Genomic DNA, 21,639 nt, shown 5'->3' with positions numbered 1-21,639 from the left:
GGATAGTTCCTTTTTTTATATTCACGTAAACACATACATAACCATTTTTGTATAGGCATGTTGAACTGTTGAGACTTAATATCAAGTAGAAAGGGTGAGTTCCATCGGAAATGTACAGCTCAAGCTACGTCGGGGTAAACCGCTATTAAAGCTCAGAGGCCTAATTACACTGCTAGTATGTCTAGTTATGGCACTTGTGCTTCTGCCTGTAACCCTGTTATTTGCTGAGAGAGTGGAGCATGAAACTGAGAAGGGACTGGAAGAAAAGGCAATGTCCATCGCGCGTACACTCGCCCATACGCCACTTATTGCCGAGCAATTGCAAGGGACGGGTTCGTCTCCTTCCATGCAGGAGTATGTGAAGAGGGTTTCAGCAGCAAATCACATCCAGTTTATCGTGGCTATGGATATGAAGGGAATTCGTAAAACGCACCCGGATGCTAGGATGATCGGCAAAGCCTTTGTCGGCGGAGACGAGTATACTTCACTTCATGGCCATGAGAGCGTGTCCGTTGCGAAGGGAACATTGGGCTTGTCCATGCGAGCCTTTTCCCCCGTGTTTAGTTCAACGGGGAAGCAGGTAGGGGCGATTGTTGTGGGTATATCCATGCAAGATGTACAGATGGCTCAGGAAGGCAACAATCGTCTTATTGCTATCGCCATTGGCATCGGAATGTTGATTGGCACTGGAGGTGCGGTTGTGCTGGCTCGTAAAATCAAAAATATGCTAGTTGGTCTGGAGCCGCCGGAAATCGCACGCTTGCTGGAGGAACGCAGCGCTATGTTGCAATCCATCAAGGAAGGAGTTATTGCGGTGGATGAATTCGGTCGCGTCATGCTGATGAATGCAGAAGCGATACGTTTGCTTAGACAAGCGGGGATTGAAGATTTCTCATTCTCCGGACAGGAAATTACCGTTTATCTATCCGCTTTTCGATTGCAAGAGGTCTTGGAAGCGAGTACTCCACAGATGGATGAGGAAATGGAGCTGGGTGGAATAACCTTGCTGACCACCAGTGTTCCGATACGGGTCAAAGGGGAAATTGTTGGAGCAATTGTAACCTTTCGGGATAAAACGGAGATGAACCAGCTTGCGGAACGTTTGACAGGAGTGTCCCTGTACACGGAAGCACTACGTGCGCAGGCTCATGAATTTATGAACAAGCTGCATGTCATTATGGGGATGGTACACTTACGAATGTACGATAAACTGGAGCATTACATTATGGATGCCGTTGAGCATCATCAAGTGGAGATTGGCTCCATCACCCGGCAGATCAGGGACCCGGTTATGGCGGGATTTGTGTTGGGGAAATTAAGCCGGGCCAGAGAGGTAGGGGTGAATTTTGAACTGACTCCAGGTAGTTACTTGCCCGAATCCAGTCAAACTCAAACGACGCATGAACTGATTACTATTCTTGGCAATCTGTTTGATAATGCGGTGGAGGCGATGGAATCTTTGGAGCACAAGCGGATTACTCTTTCACTTTATTATGAGGAAAGCCAGAAGAACGGCTATCTGACCTGTATCATGTGCGATAATGGTCCGGGTATACCGGAAGGGCATGTAAAGGCTATATTTGAAAAAGGTTTTTCGACCAAGGGAGAGTCACGAGGAATGGGCCTTTATCTGGTGACGCAAAGCGTGAAAAGATTACAGGGAAGTATAAAGTTGAACCCAGCCGAGCAAGGGTGCTGTTTTCAGATTACGATTCCATACATTATAGCGGGGAATGATGAACATGATTAATGTCCTGATTGTAGAAGATGATCCGATGGTTGCGGAATTTAACCGCAAATATATGGAGCAGGTGGAAGGTTTTCGATGTGGGGGCTGGGCTTCTTCTGTGGAAGAGGCTAAGAAATATATAGCTGAACAGGCCATTGATCTGATATTGCTAGATGTGTATATGCAGGAAAGCAATGGCCTCGATCTACTGTCATTCATACGGAAGACAGGTGTAAATATAGATGTCATTGTCATCTCGGCTGCAAGTGACATGAACAGTGTCAAAAAAGCGATGAACTTCGGCGCGGTGGATTACTTGATTAAGCCGTTCCACTTTAACCGTTTTTTGGAGGCCCTCACGGGGTACCGAGAGCACATTAGCATCGTGCGTGAGCACAGTCTACTTTCTCAGGAGGAACTGGACCGACTGATTTATCATAAAAGCTTGACTAAAGACTTGGCACGGTTGCCCAAAGGCATAACTAAATCCACGCTGGCTATGATATGGAATTGTATCCAGCGGCATAATAAGGTGCTATTTTCCACCGAGGATATTGCGGAGAGCGCAGGGATATCCAGGGTGTCTATGCGCAAATACCTGGCTTTTATGACAGAGATTGAGGCTCTTTCCATGGAAACCATATACGGTACCATAGGGCGCCCTGTTTACCAATACCGAATATTGCCACAGGCAGAAGGCATCATGAATAGTTTTATTTAAATCTTCTTTCTGATTACTTTAATTACAAAAGTGAATGATTAGTTATAAAACCAAATAAAGCGTTTTCCAAGGTGTAGAATGGAAACATGATCATCATTCTTCACTTTATGGAGGGAGATTTATGGAAAATGCTACGAATCAGCCTGTCATTCAAAAGGGGCAAAGATGGAGTAAAAATTTTGTAGATGGCATCAGAATGCTGGGTAGGGTAAAGTTGGGGGTTATTCCTCTTCCACTCTATGCCGTAATCGCGCTGATTGTTTATGCAGCTGCAGTTACTGAAAGACTTCCAAACGATCTGTTGGGCGGGTTTGCCGTCATCATGATTTTAGGTATACTGCTCAGTGATCTAGGGGCCAAACTTCCGTTGCTTAAGCATATTGGCGGGCCGGCCATTTTATCTCTTATGGTTCCATCGTTAATGGTATTTTGGAATATGTTTAGTCCATCTGCGATGGGTGCAGTACACACGCTGATGAAAACCTCGAATTTTCTTTACTTCTACATCGCATGTCTAGTAACGGGAAGTATTCTTGGCATGGATCGCAAAATGCTGATGAACGGAATTGTCAAAATTTTTGCCCCCATTATTATAGGATCTATTGCAGCTGTTGGCGTGGGAATGGTGGTGGGTATGGCTTTTGGCTATAGCGCCTATCATACATTTTTTTTCATCATCATTCCAATTATCTCCGGTGGGATTGGGGAAGGCATTTTACCGTTGTCCATTTCTTATGGATTGGTGCTGGGCAAGGATTCGGCAGTATTCGTATCCCAGTTTATCCCGGCTGCAATAATTGGGAACATTGTTGCAATCATAGGTGCGGGTGTTCTGAAGAGATTAGCAGAGAAAAATCCAAAAACTTCAGGTAACGGGAAGTTACTAAAACTAGATAAAGATGCAGACAAGTTAGCCCCGGCAAGTCTGGAACAATCGATTTCTTTTCCATTGATGGGAGGGGGTCTGCTGTTGGCCTGTACTTTCTTTATTGTGGGTAAGCTGCTGGAGCCGTATCTCCATATTCCAGGTCCGATCCTCATGATTCTGGCGGCGGCATTAATAAAGTGTATTCAGATCATGCCGAGCACATTGGAGCAGGGAGCTTTTCACTTGTACAAATGTATAACGGCAAGTCTGACGTGGCCCTTGATGGTGGGATTGGGTATTTTGTATGTACCTTTGGATAGTGTAGTTGGGATTTTAACGGTTCCTTATGCCATTACCTGCGCATCTGTTGTAGTTGCATTGATTGTTACCGGATACTTCACAGGAAAATGGATTCACATGTATCCCGTAGAAGCTGCTTTGGTGACTAGCTGTCGCGGTGGATTAGGGGGCACGGGAGATGTAGCCATTCTGTCTGCGTCCAATCGGATGGAACTGATGCCTTTTGCACAAATTGCAACACGTATTGGCGGGGCAGGCACGGTCATTTTAGCAACTTTGTTACTCCAATTTTGGAGCTGATGAGTTTTATACACAGGACTGAGTTTCATATCCAAAAAGAGACATGAAAGGACGGAGAAAAATATGAGCAGTTTAATAGATGAAATTAGAGAATTACACGCAGGTGGCAAAATGGAGACCTTACCAAAGAAACCAATTGAAACGATGGAGGGGTTGTCCAAAGTGTATACGCCGGGTGTAGCTGAAATCTGTATGGAAATCGCCAATGACCCAGCCAAAGCGTATCAATTAACGATCAAAAAGAATACAGTAGCAGTCGTATCAGACGGAACTGCGGTACTTGGGTTAGGAGATATCGGACCGGAGGCCGCTATGCCTGTGATGGAGGGTAAAGCAGTGTTGTTCAAACAATTTGCAGGTGTTGACGCCTTCCCAATCTGTCTCAACACGAAGGACGCTGATGAAATTGTTCAAATTGTCAAAATGATTGCTCCTGCCTTTGGCGGTATTAATTTGGAAGATATATCTTCGCCACGCTGTTTTGAAATCGAGAGACGGTTGAAGCAGGAACTGGACATTCCAGTATTTCATGATGATCAGCATGGTACGGCAGTTGTTGTATTAGCGGGTCTGGTCAATGCATTAAAGGTATGTGGCAAAAAAATGGAGGATGTTAAAGTTGTATTTGCAGGGATTGGTGCGGCGGGTATGGCCTGCTCCCGTATGCTGCTTAAGGCAGGTGTGCGCAATCTGATTGGCGTTGATCGACAGGGAGCTATTCATCGTGACGTGGAGTACAGTAACCCGCATTGGACAGAGTATGCGAACATGACTAATCCGCACAATTTAAGTGGAAGTTTATCCGATGTGATTGTGGGAGCTGATGTATTCATCGGTGTGTCAGGCCCGAATATACTGACTGTGGAGGATATACAGAGCATGGCAACTGATCCTATCGTGTTCGCCATGGCGAATCCGAAGCCGGAAATTGATCCGGCTGTAGCCGCACCTCATGTACGTGTGCTTGCTACCGGCCGCTCCGATTTTCCAAATCAGATTAACAATGTGCTATGCTTCCCGGGAATTTTCCGGGGTGCTCTAGATTGCCATGCTACGACGATTAATGAGGAAATGAAACTGGCTGCCGGACTTGCCATCGCTGATGCGATCTGTCCTGAGGAGCTAAGTGAAACTTATATCATACCGAATGTTTTTAATCCGAAGGTGGTTCAAAAGGTACGGGATGCTGTCATTCGTGCTGCATGGGAGACAGGAGTGGCCAAGTCAGGTGAAGCTCCTGCTGCTACTTTACACCCGTAAAAGTTATATTCTTCACAAACTATGGTTCACAGTCTTGGCCTGCCTGATCCGTCTAGCCTTCGTAGGGAATATAAAATCGTGCCGATGAGCAGGATATAACAAAGCGTAACGCTCTATGCTTTTGAAGAGCAGTTACGCTCAATACTACACAGGGAGATTTTGAGATGGGCGAAAAAAATATTTTGGCGTATTTCAAAAGTCCTGAGGAAGCACAGGGAGCCGCTAGAAAACTGGAAGCTCTCCGGGTAGCCGATGTGTCGATAGACCGATTTAGCCGGTATCCGCGGCAGTCTACTGGCAACGCCGGATTGCCTGTATTTTCAGGACAGATTAGCAGCTTGTCCTCACTGACACAGGGCGTGGACTTTACAGATGCAACTCCAGCAATACTGGCTGCGGCTGATCCGTCCGCCAGTGGCATGAGTGATGGAGGACAGGGCGGACCGACGGGCCGCGATATTTTGTTGACTGCTGTGGTGGATGAATCCATTCATCATCAGGCGATGTCCATCGTGGAACAAGCGGGTGGAATGCTGTGAAAAGTTTGGAGGGAGTAGTGACCGATGTCCAAAAACAAACGGTTTGATAAAGTGCTGACCAAAACGGAGAAAATCAAACGCATGCAATCTGCTAAAAATGAAGATGTTGAGTTCTCGGCAGATCAGGCAGATGCTGAGGATCTAGAAGCGATCCGGCGTAGCGAAGTAGCTGACCGTCGTCAGCAACGTATCATAAACGACAATGAGTAGAATTTAATAAGACGGGTTATCTCCATTAATAAGGATAATTTGTGGGATAGCCCGTCTTATTTGTGTTCTTTCCTCTTTCTATTCATTATCCGTTGTATGCTGTTGCACTAAAAACAAGAGGACCGGCGACGAAAGCAGTAGTCGCAGGCGTTTGATTTTCAATAATCAGTTGGTAGTTTTGCACGCCCAGAGGCGCAACGTCTACCGTTTCGACATTAAGAATAATATTGTTATCGAAGACATTGGATTCCAGTCCGTAATAAATTTCCTTGCCGGCTCTCCAAATCCGTACAAGCACTCTAATGTTGCCGGCACCGACAAAACGTAGTCCAATCGAGGCTTTTAACTCTACTCGGTTGTTGACAGCTCCAGAAATAGCAGGATCAATAAATACAGACGTCGTAGCAATTCCAAGTCCGGCTGGAGAAATCGGAACAGGTAGATTGATACCATTCGTGATAGGTGTAATAACACTGGCATTATAATCTAACACCGCCTTTGCCATACTAAATCACTCCTTTTCTAGTATATTGTATTGTATGTACTAGAGTTAAGGGTGCTTGGACTAAAAGAGAGGACAACAAATACAAGCTCTACAAAAAATATTTTGAGCACCGATAATATTAGCTTTTTTGAACTCCTATGCATGTATATAGTACAATGTAATGTATGCATGTGAAATGAGGAGGAAATGAAAAACATGTTGTGGAATGAAATTACAATACATACAACCGAAGAAGCCATCGAAATGATTTCGAATTTTCTGCACGAAGCAGGTGCAGGAGGGGTTTCCATTGAAGAATCCGGTTCGCTCAACAAGCCGCGGGATACGTCCTATGGACAGTGGTATGATCGGCCTTTGAACGACATACCTGAAGGACAAGCGATCATCAAAGGCTATTTTGCCGAAGAAGTGGACATGGATCGTATTCGTTCGCAAATTGAGCCGCGCGTCGAAGAATTGAGAACTTTCGATATTGACCCTGGTGAGGTTCAGTATGAACTGAAAACAGTTGATGAGGATGACTGGGCAAATGCTTGGAAGCAATATTTCAAGCCTTTGCGTGTGTCGGACCGTCTGACGATTAAACCCACTTGGGAAGACTATGAGCCTGCGAGTGAAGAGGAAAAAATCATTGAGCTGGACCCTGGTATGGCCTTTGGGACAGGAACGCATCCTACGACATCCCTTTGTCTGAGAACGCTGGAATCTGTAATTAAGGGCGGGGAAGAAGTCATTGATGTCGGCACGGGTTCCGGTATTTTGGCCATTGGAGCTGTAAAGCTGGGAGCGAAGCATGTACTTGCCTTGGATCTGGACCCGGTGGCAGTATCCAGTGCGCGGGAAAATACGCGTTTGAACGGACTGGAGGAACGCATTACCATTAAAGAAAGTGATTTGCTATCCGTGCTTAATGCGAGCGATCCAACGCTGGGTATCCAGTTACCGGTCAAGCTGGTGGTAGCTAATATATTGGCAGAGATTATTCTGCTGTTCATTGATGATGTATATAAAGCCCTGCAACCAGGTGGTATTTATATTGCTTCAGGGATTTGGAAGAACAAAGAAGAAGTTGTCGAAACTGCATTGAAAGCAGCTGGCTTTGAGATTGCCGAAATAAGCCGGGATGAAGATTGGCTGGCGTTTGTGGCGAGAAAGAGGTAAGTATGGATTTTTTACAAAATATTTTTCGTGTAAATTTAAATGTTCTTCCCTTTTATTTACTGGCTGTGATCATATCGTTCACGGTTCATGAGTTTGCACATGCATATTATGCCAATAAATTTGGCGACCCTACAGCCAAGCTACTTGGGCGCGTGACTTTAAATCCGGCAGTGCATATTGACCTGCTGGGTACGCTGCTGCTGTTGATCGGAGGCTTTGGCTGGGCCAAGCCAGTTCCGGTTAATCGTGACAATTTTAGCCGTCCGCGCCTCATGGGCATTATCGTATCGGCTGCGGGTCCGCTCAGCAATCTGTTGCTTGCATTTGTTACTACTTTGATCTATGCCGTGCTCCTTCATTTTCAAGTATTGCCGGGGATGGAGAACCAACGGGTGGCTCAAGCAATCTACTTGTTTATCAATGCCCTGATCAATTTAAATCTGTTTTTATTTATCTTTAATTTGATCCCACTGCCTCCACTGGATGGATACCGGATTGTGGAAGATGTGGCCCCTACTCCTGTACGCCGCAAACTCCAGCAGTTTGAACAGTGGTCGATCTTTATTTTTCTACTTATACTGGTCATTCCGCAGGTTCGAGCTGTAACGATTGAACCTCTTTACACGCTGGCCCAGATGATTTATATACAGTTTTTGCAGTTCTCTTTTTATATCACTGGATTATTCGGAGCCTAAGGGCTCCTTTTTTTACGAGAATAGGTAGGTATAACCTGAATGGAAGAGGGAACAGACTGGTCATACAGGCGCAAAAGATGATATGATGTTGCTTGGTGATTTATTCGGATTTTGTACGGAACGTTAGTGGATAACAGTTATTTTTAGAATGAGGATTTTGCAAAATCCAGGAATAGGTGTGAGAGAGAATGCAGCGTTATTTTATTCCGGCAGAGCAATTTCTAGAAGATCACGTGATTGTTGCGGGTGAGGACGCGCGGCATATCGCCAAAGTCATGCGGGGCCGTAGTGGTGACAAAATTATAGTTAGTGACGGGGTATCTAGAGAAGCGCTGGTTGCTTTGGATACGATTGAGCAGGATCATGTTACGGCGACGATTATTGAGCTGCTAAAGATGACCTCTGAACCGCATGTGCAGGTCACCATCGCTCAGAGTCTTCCTAAAGGAGACAAGATGGAGACGGTGATGCAAAAATGTACAGAAATCGGAGCAACCGGGTTTGTACCGTTTTTGTCCGAGCGTACGGTCGTGCAGTATGATGCCAAAAAAGAAGGCAAGCGACTGGAGCGTTGGCGCAAGATTGTGAAGGAAGCGGCTGAACAAAGCCACCGTAACCGGATTCCAGAAATTAGCGCGCCCATGACGTGGAAAGAACTTCTGGCTTCTTTTGCTGGGTATGATTTGATATGTTATTGTTATGAAAAAGAGCAGGGTAAACAGCTACGGGATGTAATCCAACCTTTGGCAGGACAATGGGCGTCGACGGACATGCCGCGTGTTCTGCTGGTGGTAGGCCCGGAAGGTGGCTTTACTGAAGCGGAAAGCCTGGAAGCCGAGCAGGCTGGAGCCCAGTCTACAGGACTGGGAAGACGTATTTTGCGTGCGGAGACCGCAGGAATGGCTGCATTGGCATGCATTTTATATGAGACAGGAGAAATGGGAGGGGTTTAATATGCCGTCAGTGGCATTTTACACATTGGGCTGTAAGGTTAACTTTTATGATACAGAAGCGATCTGGCAGCTGTTTAAAAATGAAGGTTATGAACAGGTGGACTTTGATGAGCAGACTGCTGACGTCTATCTTATTAATACATGTACCGTTACGAATACCGGCGATAAAAAGAGTCGTCAGATTATTCGCCGCGCGATTCGCCGGAATCCAGATGCCATTGTGGCAGTGACGGGCTGTTACGCCCAAACTTCTCCTGCCGAAATTATGGATATTCCTGGCGTTGATCTCGTTATCGGGACTCAGGATCGGGACAAAATCATTCCGTTCGTGCAGGAAATTCAAGGGACGCGTCAACCGGTGAACGCCGTGCGCAATATTATGAAAACGCGTGTATTTGAGGAAATGGATGTGCCTGATTTTGCTAATCATACTCGGGCATTTTTGAAAATTCAGGATGGTTGCAATAACTTCTGTACCTTCTGCATCATTCCGTGGTCGCGGGGGCTATCCCGCAGTCGTGACGCCGCGAGCATTATTGCACAGGCGCGTCAATTGGTACACGCGGGCTACAAGGAAATTGTGCTCACAGGTATCCACACTGGCGGTTATGGTGACGACATGGAAAACTATGACCTGTCTGATCTGCTGTGGGATCTGGAGAAGGTGGAAGGGCTGGAGCGTATCCGTATCAGTTCGATTGAAGCCAGCCAGATTGATGAAAAAATGCTTGATGTACTGAATCGTTCCACCAAGCTGGTTCGTCATTTTCACATACCGCTTCAGGCGGGGGACGACACCGTGTTGAAACGGATGCGTCGCAAGTACACGACAGAAGAGTTTTATAACAAAATGCTTATGATTCGCAAAGCAATGCCAGATGTAGCGATTACAACGGACGTGATTGTCGGCTTCCCTGGGGAGACGGATGAAATGTTCCGCAATGGCTATGAGTTGATGAAAAAAATCGGTTTTTCGGAAATGCACGTGTTCCCGTACTCCAAGCGCAGCGGAACTCCTGCGGCGCGTATGGAGGATCAGGTGGACGAAGACGTGAAAAATGAACGAGTGCATGAGCTGATACAACTGTCAGAGCAGATGCAATTGGCGTATGCTGAGAAGTTTGTAGGTCAGGTGCTGGAGGTCATTCCGGAAGTTGCACCGAAAGGGACCGAAGATAGCGGCATACTCCATGGATATAGTGACAATTATATTCAACTGGCGTTTGAAGGTACTGAGGATCTGGTTGGCAAGGTATGCCGCGTGAAGCTGACGAAGGCGGGCATTAATGAAAGTGAAGGCCAATTGGTTCGCGTACTAGAGAATGGGCTGCAAACAGCTCTGTAAGAACAAAAAAAGCCTGAACAGGCAATAGAGATGGCAAACAAGGATTTCGCCTTTCCTTACAGAGAGGACGGAATCCTTGTTGCGCAAGGAAGGGAGATTACAGGATGGCAGCAAAAAAGGAAATTTCCGCAGGCGGCGTTGTGTTTCGCAAACAGGGGGAGCAACTTGAAATTCAGCTCATTACTGACCGATATGGCAAGGTATCCTTGGCTAAAGGGAAAATGGAGTTGGGAGAAACAATCGAACAGACGGCTTTACGTGAAATTCGCGAGGAAACAGGGTTGAACGGGCGGATTATCCAGCATGTAGATATGATTGCTTATACGTATCATCATCCAGAATTTGGGGAAGTAGATAAAGAAGTACACTATTATCTCGTAGAGGCACTGGATGGGGATTTACAGGCACAGATCGAAGAAATTAAAGGAGTTGCGTGGCATACGCCTGAGGAAGCATGGCGTCTCCAGCGCCAGGGTGGATATGACAATAATGATGTCATTTTAAGCAAGGCGCTGTCCATGCTAGGAATTAATGTTTGATTCTGTCGGGAGATATACGATCCTCTAAACGCGTCCACACAGGTAGATAGCAGAGAGGCAAGACCAGCAGAGAGCTAATAACGTTAAACAGAGTTTGGGCATGGGCTACTTTGACTCCGGGCTCGGTAGATATCCAGGCAGCGGCCATCTCCAGACCAGGGATCAACGGCATAAAGAGCAAGGCTCCGCCTACGTTCAGCAGCACGTGGGACCAGGCTACAAATTTGCCGGACACGCTGCCGCCAACAGCGGCAATGAGGGCGGTTACGCAGGTGCCTACATTGGAGCCGATGACGATGGCGATCCCCACATCGGCTGGCAAGGCTCCCGCAGCGGCAAGGCTGATCGCCATGCCAATGACGGCTGCGCTACTGTGAACCAGCGCGGTCAGACAGGCTCCAGCAGCGAAGGCCCACCACATGTTGGCCGCAGCGTGATCAAGAAACCAGCGGAATAGTCCGGCCTGCTCAATCCAGGGGCCGACTGTTTGCATTACGCGGATACCTGCCAGAATCAGCGAAAATCCAGCAAAGACGAGGCTGATATATTGTACAGCCTGCGGACGGCTAAGCCCATTGGAGCCGGGTGAAGCTCCGGCGGACGCATACTGGCGATTGGGGACAGCTTCACCCCACAGGACGGCAGTGCTCCAGCATAGCAATGAGCCGCAGAGCAGCGGAACAGCCAGCATGCCAAGCTGGAGCCCCATCAGCTCGGTGGTCAGGCAGGTGCCGATATTGGTGCCGAGAATGATGCCGAGCGTGCGGCCGTAGGTCAATAGCCCGGCGTTAACCAGTCCGATCGTCAGCACCGTTACGGCGGTGCTGCTTTGCAGCAAGGCGGTAATGCCTGAGCTGAACAGCATGCCCCGCCAAGGGGAAACTGTGGCGCGGTTCAGCCAGCGGGTGAGGAAGGGGCCGGCCAAATGCCGGAGGGCTGCTTCCATCAGCTTCATCCCGCCCAAAAAAATAAACAGCCCGCCGCACAGCGGGAGTATAACATGTATAAACACGGGCATAGCCCCCTTTTCTAGGTGAAAATACTTATGTAACAGCCTATGATCTACCGAGGACAGCCATGACAAGCATGGCCGAGCTGTTTTTTTATAGAACGATAATTTTTGTAGTATCTTCACAAGCTTTAAAAGCGTGACGTCGATATACAGGCGGGCAGTAGCGAAGCGGATCATTTGAATCTGGAAAAGCAACAGTGATCGTAAGATCAAATGATCCGCGGAGCCGCGCCCCTATCGAACAACGTTTTAACACTTTGAGTAATCCAAGAATGGGAGTGAAGGATTTTGCCTTCAGTAATATTAGAACGCAGCCGTAAAAAAAGGCTGGAGCACGCACACCCTTGGGTGTTTAAAAACGAAATAGCCAAGATTGAGGGTGACCCAGAGGCAGGCGATTTGGTCAGCATCGTTAACCATCAGGGGCGTTATTTGGCGACAGGTTACTATAATCCGGCTTCACAAATTACAGTACGTGTGATGTCCTACGAGCCGCTGGAAGCAATGGATCAAAACTTTTTTGCCCAACGCTTTCGCAAATGTCTGGAGCACCGCGAACGTTTTGTGACCGGGGGAAACGCTTATCGGTTGGTGTACGGCGAGGCTGATTTTTTGCCTGGACTGATTGTAGATCGATTTGGTGATGTGTTAGTCGTGCAGTTGTTAACGCTTGGCATGGATCTGCGCAGGGAAGAAATCAGGGATGCGCTCGTTGAAGTAGTGGGTCCTGCTGGTATATATGAGCGCAGTGATGTATCCATCCGTGAGCTGGAAGGATTGGAACAAACGAAGGGTCCTTTGTACGGTGATTGCCCGCGTCATGTGGTGGTGACGGAAAATGGCCTGCAAATCAAGGTTGATATCGTAGAGGGCCAGAAGACGGGGTATTTCTTTGACCAGCGTGAAAATCGTGCGGCTATAGCACCGTTGATGACAGGTTGGGGAGCACGTAGTGGAATTACGCTACAAGAAGTAGCTGCAGACTCAGGGGATGCGGGCACTACGGTCATGAAGCCAGTGAATAAAAGTGGTAAGGTTGTTGAATTCCCATTCTGGGATGGCGCAACCGTATTGGAATGTTTTTCACATACGGGAAGCTTTACGCTCAATGCATGTAAACATGGTGCTAAAAAAGTAACATGTCTTGATATTTCTGAGCATGCGATTGAAAGTGCGCGGGATAATGTCAAGCTGAACGGTTTTGAGGAACGCGTCGAGTTTGTCGTCGACGATGCTTTTCAATATTTGCGCAATCAAGTGAAAGGCGTAGAGGAACGCAATGCACGAGCCGGGGGCAAAGGAGATACATCCAAGCCGCTGACAGCAGGTGGCGGACGCACCTTTGATGTGGTCATTCTCGATCCGCCAGCCTTTGCCAAAACGAAGAACGCTGTCAAAGGAGCTACACGTGGGTATAAAGATATCAACCTGCATGGGATGAAACTTGTCAATGAGGGCGGCTATCTGGTGACAGCGAGCTGTTCGTTCCATATGCGGCCAGAGCTGTTTTTGGACACCATTAAGGAAGCGGCGGCAGATGCCGGCAAAATCCTTCGTCTGGTAGACTGGAGAGCGGCTGGTAAGGACCATCCTCAAATTTTGGGTGTGGAGGAAGGCCATTACTTGAAATTCGCCATCTTTGAGGTGCGCAGCCGGACACAGCTTTAGGTTTCATACAAAGTCAAAGTCAATCGCCTTTTTGGTGATTAAATAGGTAAAATAGACTCATTTTAGGTATAAATCAGTCCTGTAGAGAAGGCATGCACCAAGCCAACCTGCGGGACTGATTTATTTTTAGGGGGAGGATGAATTGCTACAACATGGCAAACGTACGTTCTTTTCTCCCTTGCCTGATATGCTATACTGTTTAATAGAATGTTGTTCGTTGGAAAGGAGGCCGCATCATGTCGGTCCGCTTGTTGATTGGCCGCTCTGGTAGTGGTAAAAGTACGTTAATCCGCAATGAAATGACGTCTATGTTACGCGAGGAGCCGCTAGGTAAGCCTATGCTGTTACTTGTACCGGAGCAATCGTCATTTGCTTCCGAGCATGCGTTACTTACAGAAGCCGGAAACGGTATTCAGGGGTCGGTGCGCGCCCAAGTGATGGGATTTCATCGTCTTGCCTATTTAGTTATGCAGGAAACCGGGGGTTCAGCACTGGTGCCTGTAACGGAAGAAGGCAAGAAGATGCTTTTATATAAAATTATTCGTCGTCGCAAGGATGAACTGAGCTTGTTTAAGGATTCGGGAGACCAGCTCGGCTTTGTGGATCGGTTGAATACATTGTTTACGGAGCTAAAGCAGTATGGAAATGATACTCGGTCTGTACCCGAGCAACTGGAGCGAATGAACGCTGTGGGAGAGTCAACTCCGATTTTGCGCGGCAAGCTCAAAGATATCAGTCTAATCTACGAGGATTTTGAACGAGAGCTGACGCTTAAATATATAGACGGTGAAGATACGTTGCGTATGCTGGCAGAACAGATTGCGGAGTCTTCCCTTGTGCGTGGAGCAGACATTTGGATGGATGGCTACCGTAGATTTACACCACATGAATACAAGGTGGTGGAGCAACTTATGCTGCATGCCTCTTCGTTGACGGTGGCGCTGACTTGCAACCGTAGCTACGAGAGCGGACAGCTTCCGCATGAGCTGGATTTGTTTCATCCTTCGGCGGCTACGTATGTAAAGCTCAAAGGAATGGCAGACGAGCTGATGATAGAGACGCAGACACAATTACTACGCCCTGATCCGCTGCCGAGATTTAAGGAGCGTCCGGCGTTGGCGTATTTGGAGGCTAACTTTGAACATCGTACAGGGTTACGGAATCAGGAACAACGGATGCGGCTGCAGCAGCTACGAGAGCAGTGGACAGAAGAACAGCCGGAGGGCATAAAACTGTACACTGCGGCTAATCGCCGTGCAGAGCTGGAAGGGGCTGTACGCGAAATGCGCCGTCTGGCCCGAGAGGAAGGCGCGCGTTACCGGGAGATGGCTCTGTTTGTACGTCATATTGAAGATTATGAGCCATGGGTGGAACCGATATTCAAACAGTATGAGGTTCCAGTATTTCTGGATCAGCGAAGAAGTGTATTACATCATCCTTTGGTGGAATTGATTCGGGCTTCGCTGGATATCGTGCAGCGGCGTTGGCGATATGAGGATGTATTCCGTGCGGTCAAAACAGACCTTCTACTGCCGCTGGACGGTCGGGTGAGCCGCGAGGAGATGGACCGTTTGGAAAACTATGTTCTGGCCTGCGGAATACAAGGCAGCCGTTGGACAGATGGTCGGCCGTGGCAGGCTGTGCCCAGCTTGTCATTGGAGCTGGAGGAGCAGGAACGGAACCGTAGGCGGGATGAAACGTTGGATTTGATGGAGCTATGCCGGGATGTGATCGTGACGCCTTTACGTGCGTTTGAGAAACGTGTGGGCAAGGCACGAACTGCACTTGAGAAGTGTGAAGCGGTATATCTGTTACTGGAAGATGCAGAAATCGGCCACAAGCTGGACGCCTTCATTCATCAGGCAGAGGAAGCAGGAAAACCTGAGCAGGCCAAGGAGCATCGTCAGGTATGGGATGCAGTGCTTGAACTACTGGATCAAATCGTCGAAATGATGGGTGATGAGAGGCTGGATACCTCTTTGTTTGCAGGTGTGCTGGAAACGGGATTGGCCGAGTTCCGTATGGGACTTGTTCCGCCGGCTCTGGATCAGGTTCTAGTCGGAAACACGGACCGTACGCGTGTATCCGGTATTCAACATGCCTTTGTGCTAGGTATGAACGAAGGTGTGATGCCGGCTGTGTTCCATGAGGACGGTGTGCTGAATGAGCAGGAGCGTACGGCATTAAACGAACAAGGCGTAGAGCTGGCGCCGGATATGACAAGACGTCTGTTGGACGAACGTTTTCTCGCTTATACGGCCCTTACTTCAGCCGGTAAAAGCCTGTGGATGAGCTATGCAGTGACTGATGAAGAGGGCAAGTCATTGTTGCCGTCTGAGTTAGTACGACATGTGCGGCACCTGTTTCCTAGTCTGGACGAACGTCCGTTGGCTGGATACCCTTTGCCTGGGGATGCTTGGACGACGCAATGGGAGTATGCTTCTCATCCGTCCGAGGCTTTGCCGCAGCTCATTGCGCAATTACGGCATTGGCGACGTGGCAGTGACATTTTATCTCCTTGGTGGGAGGTATATAACTGGTATGCAGGCCAGCAAGGGCGTGAGAAGGACAAGCTGCGTCAGCTGTTGACCTCACTTTTTTATGAGAACCATGCCGAAATGCAGAAGGAAACGAGCCGCCGTCTGTACGGTAGCAAGCTGCGTACCAGCGTATCTCGTATGGAACGTTTTGTGGCATGTCCATTTTCGCACTTTGCCTCTCACGGTCTTCGTTTGAAGGAACGCCAAATGTATCGCCTGAAGGCCCCGGATATCGGACAATTATTCCATGCAGCGCTTGGAGAGATGGCGATCAATCTGCGTAAACGCAATGTCAGCTGGGGCAGCCTCAGCACCGAGGAATGCCGACAAGAGGCGGAAAGTACAGTGGAGCGTTTGGCTCCTCGTCTGCAAGGCGAGATTTTAATGAGTTCCAAGCGGTATGGCTACATTTTGCGCAAATTGAAAGACATCGTGAGCCGTGCTTCGTTGATTTTAGGTGAACATGCGCGAAGAGGTAGTTTTGAGCCGATTGGGCTGGAGTTGGACTTTGGACCGGGTCAGCAGCTTCCTCCGTTAAGCTTCCGGTTAGATAACGGCGTTGTGATGGAAATTGTCGGACGGATTGACCGTGTAGATGTGGCAGAGGGAGAAAAGGGGTTACTTTTGCGTGTCATCGATTACAAATCTAGCCAAAAGGATCTCAAGCTGCATGAAGTGTACTATGGCCTGTCCTTGCAAATGCTCACCTACCTGGATGTGTTGCTGAATGCGGCGGAGGAATGGTTGGGCGAGACAGCTTATCCAGCGGGTACCCTGTATTTTCACGTCCACAATCCGATGTTGCAGTCGCCTAACGGTCTTAGCGCAGAACAGGCTCGTCAGGAGCTTTTGAAACGTTTTAAGATGAAGGGATTATTGCTTGCGGATCGGGATGTAGTTGGACAAATGGATACAGCATTGGACAAAGGATATTCCTCTATTTTACCTGTTGCGGTGAAAGCAGACGGCAGTTTTTATAGCAGTGCTTCGGTTGCTTCGCCGGAACAGTGGGACAGCCTGCTAGCTTCGGTGCGTAATAATATTCGGACGATTGGCACACGGATGACAGAGGGCGATGTGGCCATTGAACCTTATCGAATCCAGCAAGAGACGGCTTGTACCTTCTGTTCTTTTAAGCCTGTTTGTCAATTTGACGACAGTCTGGAGGGCAGTGGCTACAATCAATGGGGTAAACCCGGTAAGGATCAAATCTGGAATCTGTTGGGTCATACACAGGAAGGGAAAGGAGGAATGGACCGATGATAGGCACGTCAAACACTAAAGACATGCCGAAGCCGGAAGGCAGTATGTGGAGCGATGACCAGTGGCGTGCCATTTCGGAATCGGGTAACAACATGCTGGTCGCGGCAGCGGCAGGGTCAGGTAAAACAGCGGTGCTCGTAGAGCGTATTATTCGTAAAATTGTCGATCCCCAGCTTGGCTTCAGCGTGGATCGGTTGCTGGTAGCAACCTTTACGAAGGCTGCAGCCGCCGAAATGCGTCAACGGATACGCGAAGCGTTGGAACGTGTACTGGAGCAGGAACCGGAAAGTGAGCATGTACGCCGTCAGCTATCGTTGCTGAATCGGGCCTCGATTACGACGCTTCACTCATTTTGTATGGAGGTCATCCGCAGGCATTATCAGGCCATTCCCCTTGATCCCGGTTTTCGGATTATGAATGAGCATGAGACAGAATTGCTGCGTCAGGAGCTTCTAGAAGAACTGTTTGAGGAGAAATATGAGGCTCATGATGAAGGCAGTACATTCCGCAGACTGGTCGACTGGTTTAGTGGAGAACGCACCGATGATGCAATGTACGTGCTTGTTCAGCGGTTGTATGATTTTTCTCAAAGTCATCCTTGGCCAGAACATTGGCTGCGGGAGACAGCGGCAGCATTTCGTGTACAGGATGTAGTTGCTTTGGGAGAGACTCCCTGGGTTCGCAGCATTTTGGCGGATGCCGTACTTTCTTTGCGCGGAGCAGCGAGCTTGCTGGAACAGGCGCATGAAATAGCTATGCAGCCCGGCGGTCCTGCACCTTATGCCGTGACGCTGCAAGAGGATGCGACGATGGTGAAGGGATTACTGCAGGAGCTGGAGACACAGCCGTGGGCATCTCTATATAATCATTTTCAGGCAGCTGCCTTCGGTAAGCTCAAGCCCGTCAAAAAAGATCAGACTGAGCCAGCATTGCAGGAACGGGTTAAGACGCTGCGCGAAGCAGCCAAAAAAATGATTACAGATATGAAGTCTTCCCTGTTTGGCAGGAGAGCAGAAGCCTATTGGGAGGAGCTGCACGCCGCGGCTCCGCTGATGGACGAGTTGGTAGAAACCGTAATTGTATTCGGGGAACGATTTCAACAGCACAAGCAGTCAAAAGGGTTGGTGGATTTCGGGGATTTGGAACATTATTGTCTGAAAATATTACGACATCCCGATTCTACTCCGTACAAGCTGCTACCTTCCGACGCTGCACTCGAATACAAGGCGCAATTTGACGAGGTGCTGTTGGATGAGTATCAGGATACGAATACCGTACAGGAAGATATCGTTAGGCTGGTATCACGGGAGGAACCGGGTAACCGTTTTATGGTGGGCGATGTGAAACAGAGTATTTATCGGTTTCGGCTGGCGGAGCCGGGTCTGTTTTTGAATAAGTATCAACGGTACGGCATGCAGGAGCAGGAAGATGGTTTTTTAGTTGATCTGGCGCGTAATTTCCGCAGTCGGCAGGAAGTTGTCGATGCGGTCAATTTGGTGTTCCGCCAGATTATGAGTGTGGATGTGGCGGAAATTGAGTACGATGAACGAGCCTGGCTGGTACACGGCGCATCCTATCCCGACCCGTCGGATCAAGACACCGCATCTGTATATGCACCTGAGCTGCTCTTAGTTGATAAGGGTGGACAGGGTCTTTCCGAGGCTTCGGAGCTGTCCGAAACGGGGGACGAATCTGCTCTACAGGAAAGTGAGCTGGCTGAGCTTGCGGAGCTAGAAACGGCACAGTTAGAGGCTCGTGCGATCGCGCAACGGATTAAAGAACTGACCGGAGACACTGGACAACCACTGTTGATTTACGACAGAGGATTAAAAGCGATGCGCCCGGCAGTCTACGGCGATATCGTCATTTTGCTTCGTTCCGCAAGCGTGTGGGCCCCCCTAATTGTAGAGGAACTGCGGCTTGAGGGCATTCCGGCTTCAGGGGAGCAGACGACAGGCTTTTTTAAAGCAACTGAAGTTGAGGTGATGTTGTCTCTGCTGCACATTATTGATAATCCGCAGCAGGACATCCCGCTTGCATCCGTGCTTCGTTCGCCGATTGTCGGCTTGACTGAAGATGAACTTGCACAAATTCGGTTGGAGAAGCCGGATGGATTATTTTATGACGCATTGCTGGCGGCGGCAGAAGCTGACCCACTGGAAGAAAGTGAAAAAGGGATCTCAGCTGACATCATGAAGTTGGATATTTTCCCTAAGGACTCTTTATCTTCATCTGACTTTGGTAATAGAAATGATGGGAATACGTTATCAGCCCGACTACGTTCATTTTTGCGTAATTTGAAAGCCTGGCGGCAGGAAGCCCGACAAGGAAGCTTAAGTGCATTGATTTGGAATGTGCTGGAGGAAACAGGATATCTGGATTGGGTCGGTGGACTGCCTGGCGGCTCACAGCGTCAAAGCAATTTGCGGGCGCTATATGACCGAGCGAGACAGTATGAGACTTCTACGTCCAACCGAGGATTGTTCCGATTTCTGACCTTCATTTCCCGTCTACGGGAGCGAGGCGGTGATTTAGGATCCATTAGCGGGGGGACTGAACCCGATCAGGCTGTCCGTATTATGACCATTCATAAAAGTAAAGGACTTGAATTCCCTATCGTGTTTATTGCCGGGACAGCAAAAATGTTCAATCAACAGGATCTCAATGCGCCGTTTCTTATGCACAAGGAGTTGGGGTTTGGTCCTAAATATGTGGAGGAACAAAATCGTGTCAGCTACCCTACGCTGCCTAATTTAGCGATCCGCCGACGCTCACAGCTGGAGCTATTGGCTGAGGAAATGCGGGTGTTATACGTGGCGCTTACGCGTCCGCGTGAAAAGCTGATTATGACCGGAACTGTGAAGGATCTCGCTTCGCGCGCAGCGGGTTGGGCACGTGCCAAAGAACATACGGAAACGGTCTTACCAGACTATATGCTGGCGGCAGGCCGCAGTTATCTGGACTGGGTAGGTCCTGCTTTGATTCGGCATCCTTCTGCTACTTTGTTGAGGGAAGCGGCAGGTGATCAGGATGGGTACTATCACAGGCTGGAACATATGCCGGGAACAGACTGGTTATTTAAAATCGTCGCCTCGGAAACACTTTCCGGCTCTCGTGTGAACTCAGATCATGAGGAAGAGGTGTCGGGCGAAGAGCGCCAAAAGAAGACAGAAGCACTGAGAAATGCGGAGCTAATCGACTTGAACGAAGAGAGTGAAACGGATATTGAAGCTGCTCTTTCCTGGATCTATCCGTATGAACGGGCTGGCAAGACGGCAGCCAATACATCGGTTACTGAGATGAAAAGATGGCTGGAAATGCAGGAGATGGGTTCGGACGATTGGCTGAATCTATCTAACTCTCTACTAGCAGAGTCACCGGAGGATCGGGAGGATTCTCACACTGGGGGAAGTCAATTACACTTGCGCAGACCTAAGTTTATGGGGAATCAGCGACTGACTCCAACGGAACGAGGAACAGTCTATCATACGTTGATGCTGCATTTGCCATTAGATGGGGGGATGAGCGCCGAAGTTATTGAGGAAACCAAGGCTCGTTTGCTCAATCAGCGTATGTTACTGGATGTTCATGCAAAGGCGCTAGATACGGATAAAATATTACGCTTTTTCACTAGTGAGCTGGGTAGCAGAATGCTGGGGGCATCCCATGTTCAAAGAGAGCTTCCGTTTACTTATACCATGCGGGCAACCGATTACTGGAACCACAGCTTACCATCGATGTCACCAGGACAAGAAACAGATTCGGAAGGTGGACAGGACGGCGATAAAGTGCTGATGAACGGGATTATTGACTGTCTATTTGAAACTCCCGAAGGACTCGTGCTGGTGGATTATAAAACAGATCGGATATCTGAATATCGTACATTGTCCCATTTAATAGACCAATATCGTTTTCAATTGGAGCTGTATGCCCGTGTGATCGAAGAGATTACAAGCAAAAAGGTTGCTGAGAAGTGGCTGTATTTTTTAGAAGCTGGAGAGAGTGTACAGCTGTAGTTATATAGATAGGGA

The 21,639-nt window shown here is 48.4% G+C and carries 16 protein-coding genes; 14 read left to right on the top strand and 2 right to left on the bottom strand.

Annotated features, from left to right (window positions below):
* The first annotated feature begins 94 nt into the window (after nt 1-94).
* From dcuS to MHI21_RS17230, 6 genes are all read left to right on the top strand, one after another.
* Entirely contained in the window at nt 95-1,750 is a 1,656-nt protein-coding gene (gene dcuS, locus MHI21_RS17255) for a DcuS/MalK family sensor histidine kinase (protein ID WP_342418584.1), read from the top strand.
* The gene (dcuR, locus tag MHI21_RS17250; protein WP_342418583.1) at nt 1,743-2,450 is read left to right on the top strand and encodes a two-component system response regulator DcuR; all 708 of its coding nucleotides are present in this window, start codon (nt 1,743-1,745) and stop codon (nt 2,448-2,450) included. The genes dcuS and dcuR overlap by 8 nt, the downstream gene beginning before the upstream one ends.
* Nucleotides 2,451-2,571: 121 nt before the next feature.
* Nucleotides 2,572-3,918 (top strand): 2-hydroxycarboxylate transporter family protein, encoded by a 1,347-nt coding sequence (locus tag MHI21_RS17245; RefSeq protein ID WP_341163597.1) that lies wholly within the window; start codon nt 2,572-2,574, stop codon nt 3,916-3,918.
* Between the two features lie 63 nt (nt 3,919-3,981).
* Nucleotides 3,982-5,178 (top strand): malic enzyme-like NAD(P)-binding protein, encoded by a 1,197-nt coding sequence (locus MHI21_RS17240; protein ID WP_025723348.1) that lies wholly within the window; start codon nt 3,982-3,984, stop codon nt 5,176-5,178.
* A 164-nt stretch (nt 5,179-5,342) separates the two neighbouring features.
* Complete coding sequence (locus MHI21_RS17235; protein ID WP_013311164.1) at nt 5,343-5,717, top strand: hypothetical protein; 375 nt, start codon at nt 5,343-5,345, stop codon at nt 5,715-5,717.
* A 24-nt stretch (nt 5,718-5,741) separates the two neighbouring features.
* Nucleotides 5,742-5,927: a YfhD family protein gene (locus MHI21_RS17230; protein WP_069290020.1), complete on the top strand. Its 186-nt coding sequence runs from the start codon at nt 5,742-5,744 to the stop codon at nt 5,925-5,927.
* Nucleotides 5,928-6,012: 85 nt separating this feature from the next.
* Here MHI21_RS17230 and MHI21_RS17225 read toward each other — a convergent pair whose 3' ends face one another.
* Nucleotides 6,013-6,432, bottom strand: coding sequence for a hypothetical protein (locus MHI21_RS17225; RefSeq protein WP_342418582.1), 420 nt, complete (start codon nt 6,430-6,432; stop codon nt 6,013-6,015).
* Nucleotides 6,433-6,627: 195 nt separating this feature from the next.
* Between MHI21_RS17225 and prmA the strand changes: the two genes are divergently transcribed.
* The 5 genes from prmA (at nt 6,628) to MHI21_RS17200 (ending at nt 11,125) form a co-directional block, all read left to right on the top strand.
* A complete protein-coding gene (gene prmA, locus MHI21_RS17220; protein ID WP_165178421.1) occupies nt 6,628-7,593 on the top strand; it encodes a 50S ribosomal protein L11 methyltransferase in 966 nt (321 codons plus the stop codon).
* A 2-nt stretch (nt 7,594-7,595) separates the two neighbouring features.
* Complete coding sequence (locus MHI21_RS17215; RefSeq protein WP_023989504.1) at nt 7,596-8,288, top strand: site-2 protease family protein; 693 nt, start codon at nt 7,596-7,598, stop codon at nt 8,286-8,288.
* A 188-nt stretch (nt 8,289-8,476) separates the two neighbouring features.
* Nucleotides 8,477-9,241, top strand: coding sequence for a 16S rRNA (uracil(1498)-N(3))-methyltransferase (locus MHI21_RS17210; RefSeq protein ID WP_342418581.1), 765 nt, complete (start codon nt 8,477-8,479; stop codon nt 9,239-9,241).
* Between the two features lies 1 nt (nt 9,242).
* Nucleotides 9,243-10,586 carry a tRNA (N(6)-L-threonylcarbamoyladenosine(37)-C(2))-methylthiotransferase MtaB gene (gene mtaB, locus MHI21_RS17205; protein WP_342418580.1) on the top strand — a complete coding sequence of 448 codons (1,344 nt, stop codon included), beginning with the start codon at nt 9,243-9,245 and terminating at the stop codon, nt 10,584-10,586.
* A gap of 104 nt (nt 10,587-10,690) precedes the next feature.
* The gene (locus tag MHI21_RS17200) at nt 10,691-11,125 is read left to right on the top strand and encodes an NUDIX domain-containing protein (protein WP_023989501.1); all 435 of its coding nucleotides are present in this window, start codon (nt 10,691-10,693) and stop codon (nt 11,123-11,125) included.
* Here MHI21_RS17200 and MHI21_RS17195 read toward each other — a convergent pair.
* Nucleotides 11,115-12,137 carry a Na/Pi symporter gene (locus MHI21_RS17195; RefSeq protein WP_342418579.1) on the bottom strand — a complete coding sequence of 341 codons (1,023 nt, stop codon included), beginning with the start codon at nt 12,135-12,137 and terminating at the stop codon, nt 11,115-11,117. The two genes, MHI21_RS17200 and MHI21_RS17195, sit on opposite strands and share 11 nt — an antisense overlap.
* A 288-nt stretch (nt 12,138-12,425) precedes the next feature.
* On the opposite strand from MHI21_RS17195, the gene MHI21_RS17190 reads away from it, so the two are divergent.
* The 3 genes from MHI21_RS17190 to addA all read left to right on the top strand — a co-directional run bounded on the left by MHI21_RS17190 (nt 12,426) and on the right by addA (nt 21,624).
* Nucleotides 12,426-13,805 carry a class I SAM-dependent rRNA methyltransferase gene (locus MHI21_RS17190; protein WP_342418578.1) on the top strand — a complete coding sequence of 460 codons (1,380 nt, stop codon included), beginning with the start codon at nt 12,426-12,428 and terminating at the stop codon, nt 13,803-13,805.
* A gap of 236 nt (nt 13,806-14,041) precedes the next feature.
* The gene (addB, locus tag MHI21_RS17185) at nt 14,042-17,608 is read left to right on the top strand and encodes a helicase-exonuclease AddAB subunit AddB (protein WP_342418577.1); all 3,567 of its coding nucleotides are present in this window, start codon (nt 14,042-14,044) and stop codon (nt 17,606-17,608) included.
* Nucleotides 17,605-21,624, top strand: a complete 4,020-nt coding sequence (addA, locus tag MHI21_RS17180; protein ID WP_342418576.1) for a helicase-exonuclease AddAB subunit AddA — start codon at nt 17,605-17,607, stop codon at nt 21,622-21,624. The genes addB and addA overlap by 4 nt, the downstream gene beginning before the upstream one ends.
* Nucleotides 21,625-21,639: the final 15 nt, after the last annotated feature.

It is taken from the genome of Paenibacillus sp. FSL H8-0168, from assembly GCF_038592955.1.
Taxonomy (GTDB): domain Bacteria; phylum Bacillota; class Bacilli; order Paenibacillales; family Paenibacillaceae; genus Paenibacillus; species Paenibacillus polymyxa_B.
Note: the sequence above shows the minus strand (reverse complement) of the source record. Positions and strands in the feature narration are given on the sequence as shown.

Coding starts and splice junctions, on each gene's coding strand:
- dcuR (WP_342418583.1), top strand. CDS start 1,743: ATGATTAATGTCCTGATTGTAGAAGATGATCCGATGGTTGCGGAATTT.
- MHI21_RS17245 (WP_341163597.1), top strand. CDS start 2,572: ATGGAAAATGCTACGAATCAGCCTGTCATTCAAAAGGGGCAAAGATGG.
- MHI21_RS17240 (WP_025723348.1), top strand. CDS start 3,982: ATGAGCAGTTTAATAGATGAAATTAGAGAATTACACGCAGGTGGCAAA.
- MHI21_RS17235 (WP_013311164.1), top strand. CDS start 5,343: ATGGGCGAAAAAAATATTTTGGCGTATTTCAAAAGTCCTGAGGAAGCA.
- MHI21_RS17230 (WP_069290020.1), top strand. CDS start 5,742: ATGTCCAAAAACAAACGGTTTGATAAAGTGCTGACCAAAACGGAGAAA.
- MHI21_RS17225 (WP_342418582.1), bottom strand. CDS start 6,432: ATGGCAAAGGCGGTGTTAGATTATAATGCCAGTGTTATTACACCTATC.
- prmA (WP_165178421.1), top strand. CDS start 6,628: ATGTTGTGGAATGAAATTACAATACATACAACCGAAGAAGCCATCGAA.
- MHI21_RS17215 (WP_023989504.1), top strand. CDS start 7,596: ATGGATTTTTTACAAAATATTTTTCGTGTAAATTTAAATGTTCTTCCC.
- MHI21_RS17210 (WP_342418581.1), top strand. CDS start 8,477: ATGCAGCGTTATTTTATTCCGGCAGAGCAATTTCTAGAAGATCACGTG.
- mtaB (WP_342418580.1), top strand. CDS start 9,243: ATGCCGTCAGTGGCATTTTACACATTGGGCTGTAAGGTTAACTTTTAT.
- MHI21_RS17200 (WP_023989501.1), top strand. CDS start 10,691: ATGGCAGCAAAAAAGGAAATTTCCGCAGGCGGCGTTGTGTTTCGCAAA.
- addB (WP_342418577.1), top strand. CDS start 14,042: ATGTCGGTCCGCTTGTTGATTGGCCGCTCTGGTAGTGGTAAAAGTACG.
- addA (WP_342418576.1), top strand. CDS start 17,605: ATGATAGGCACGTCAAACACTAAAGACATGCCGAAGCCGGAAGGCAGT.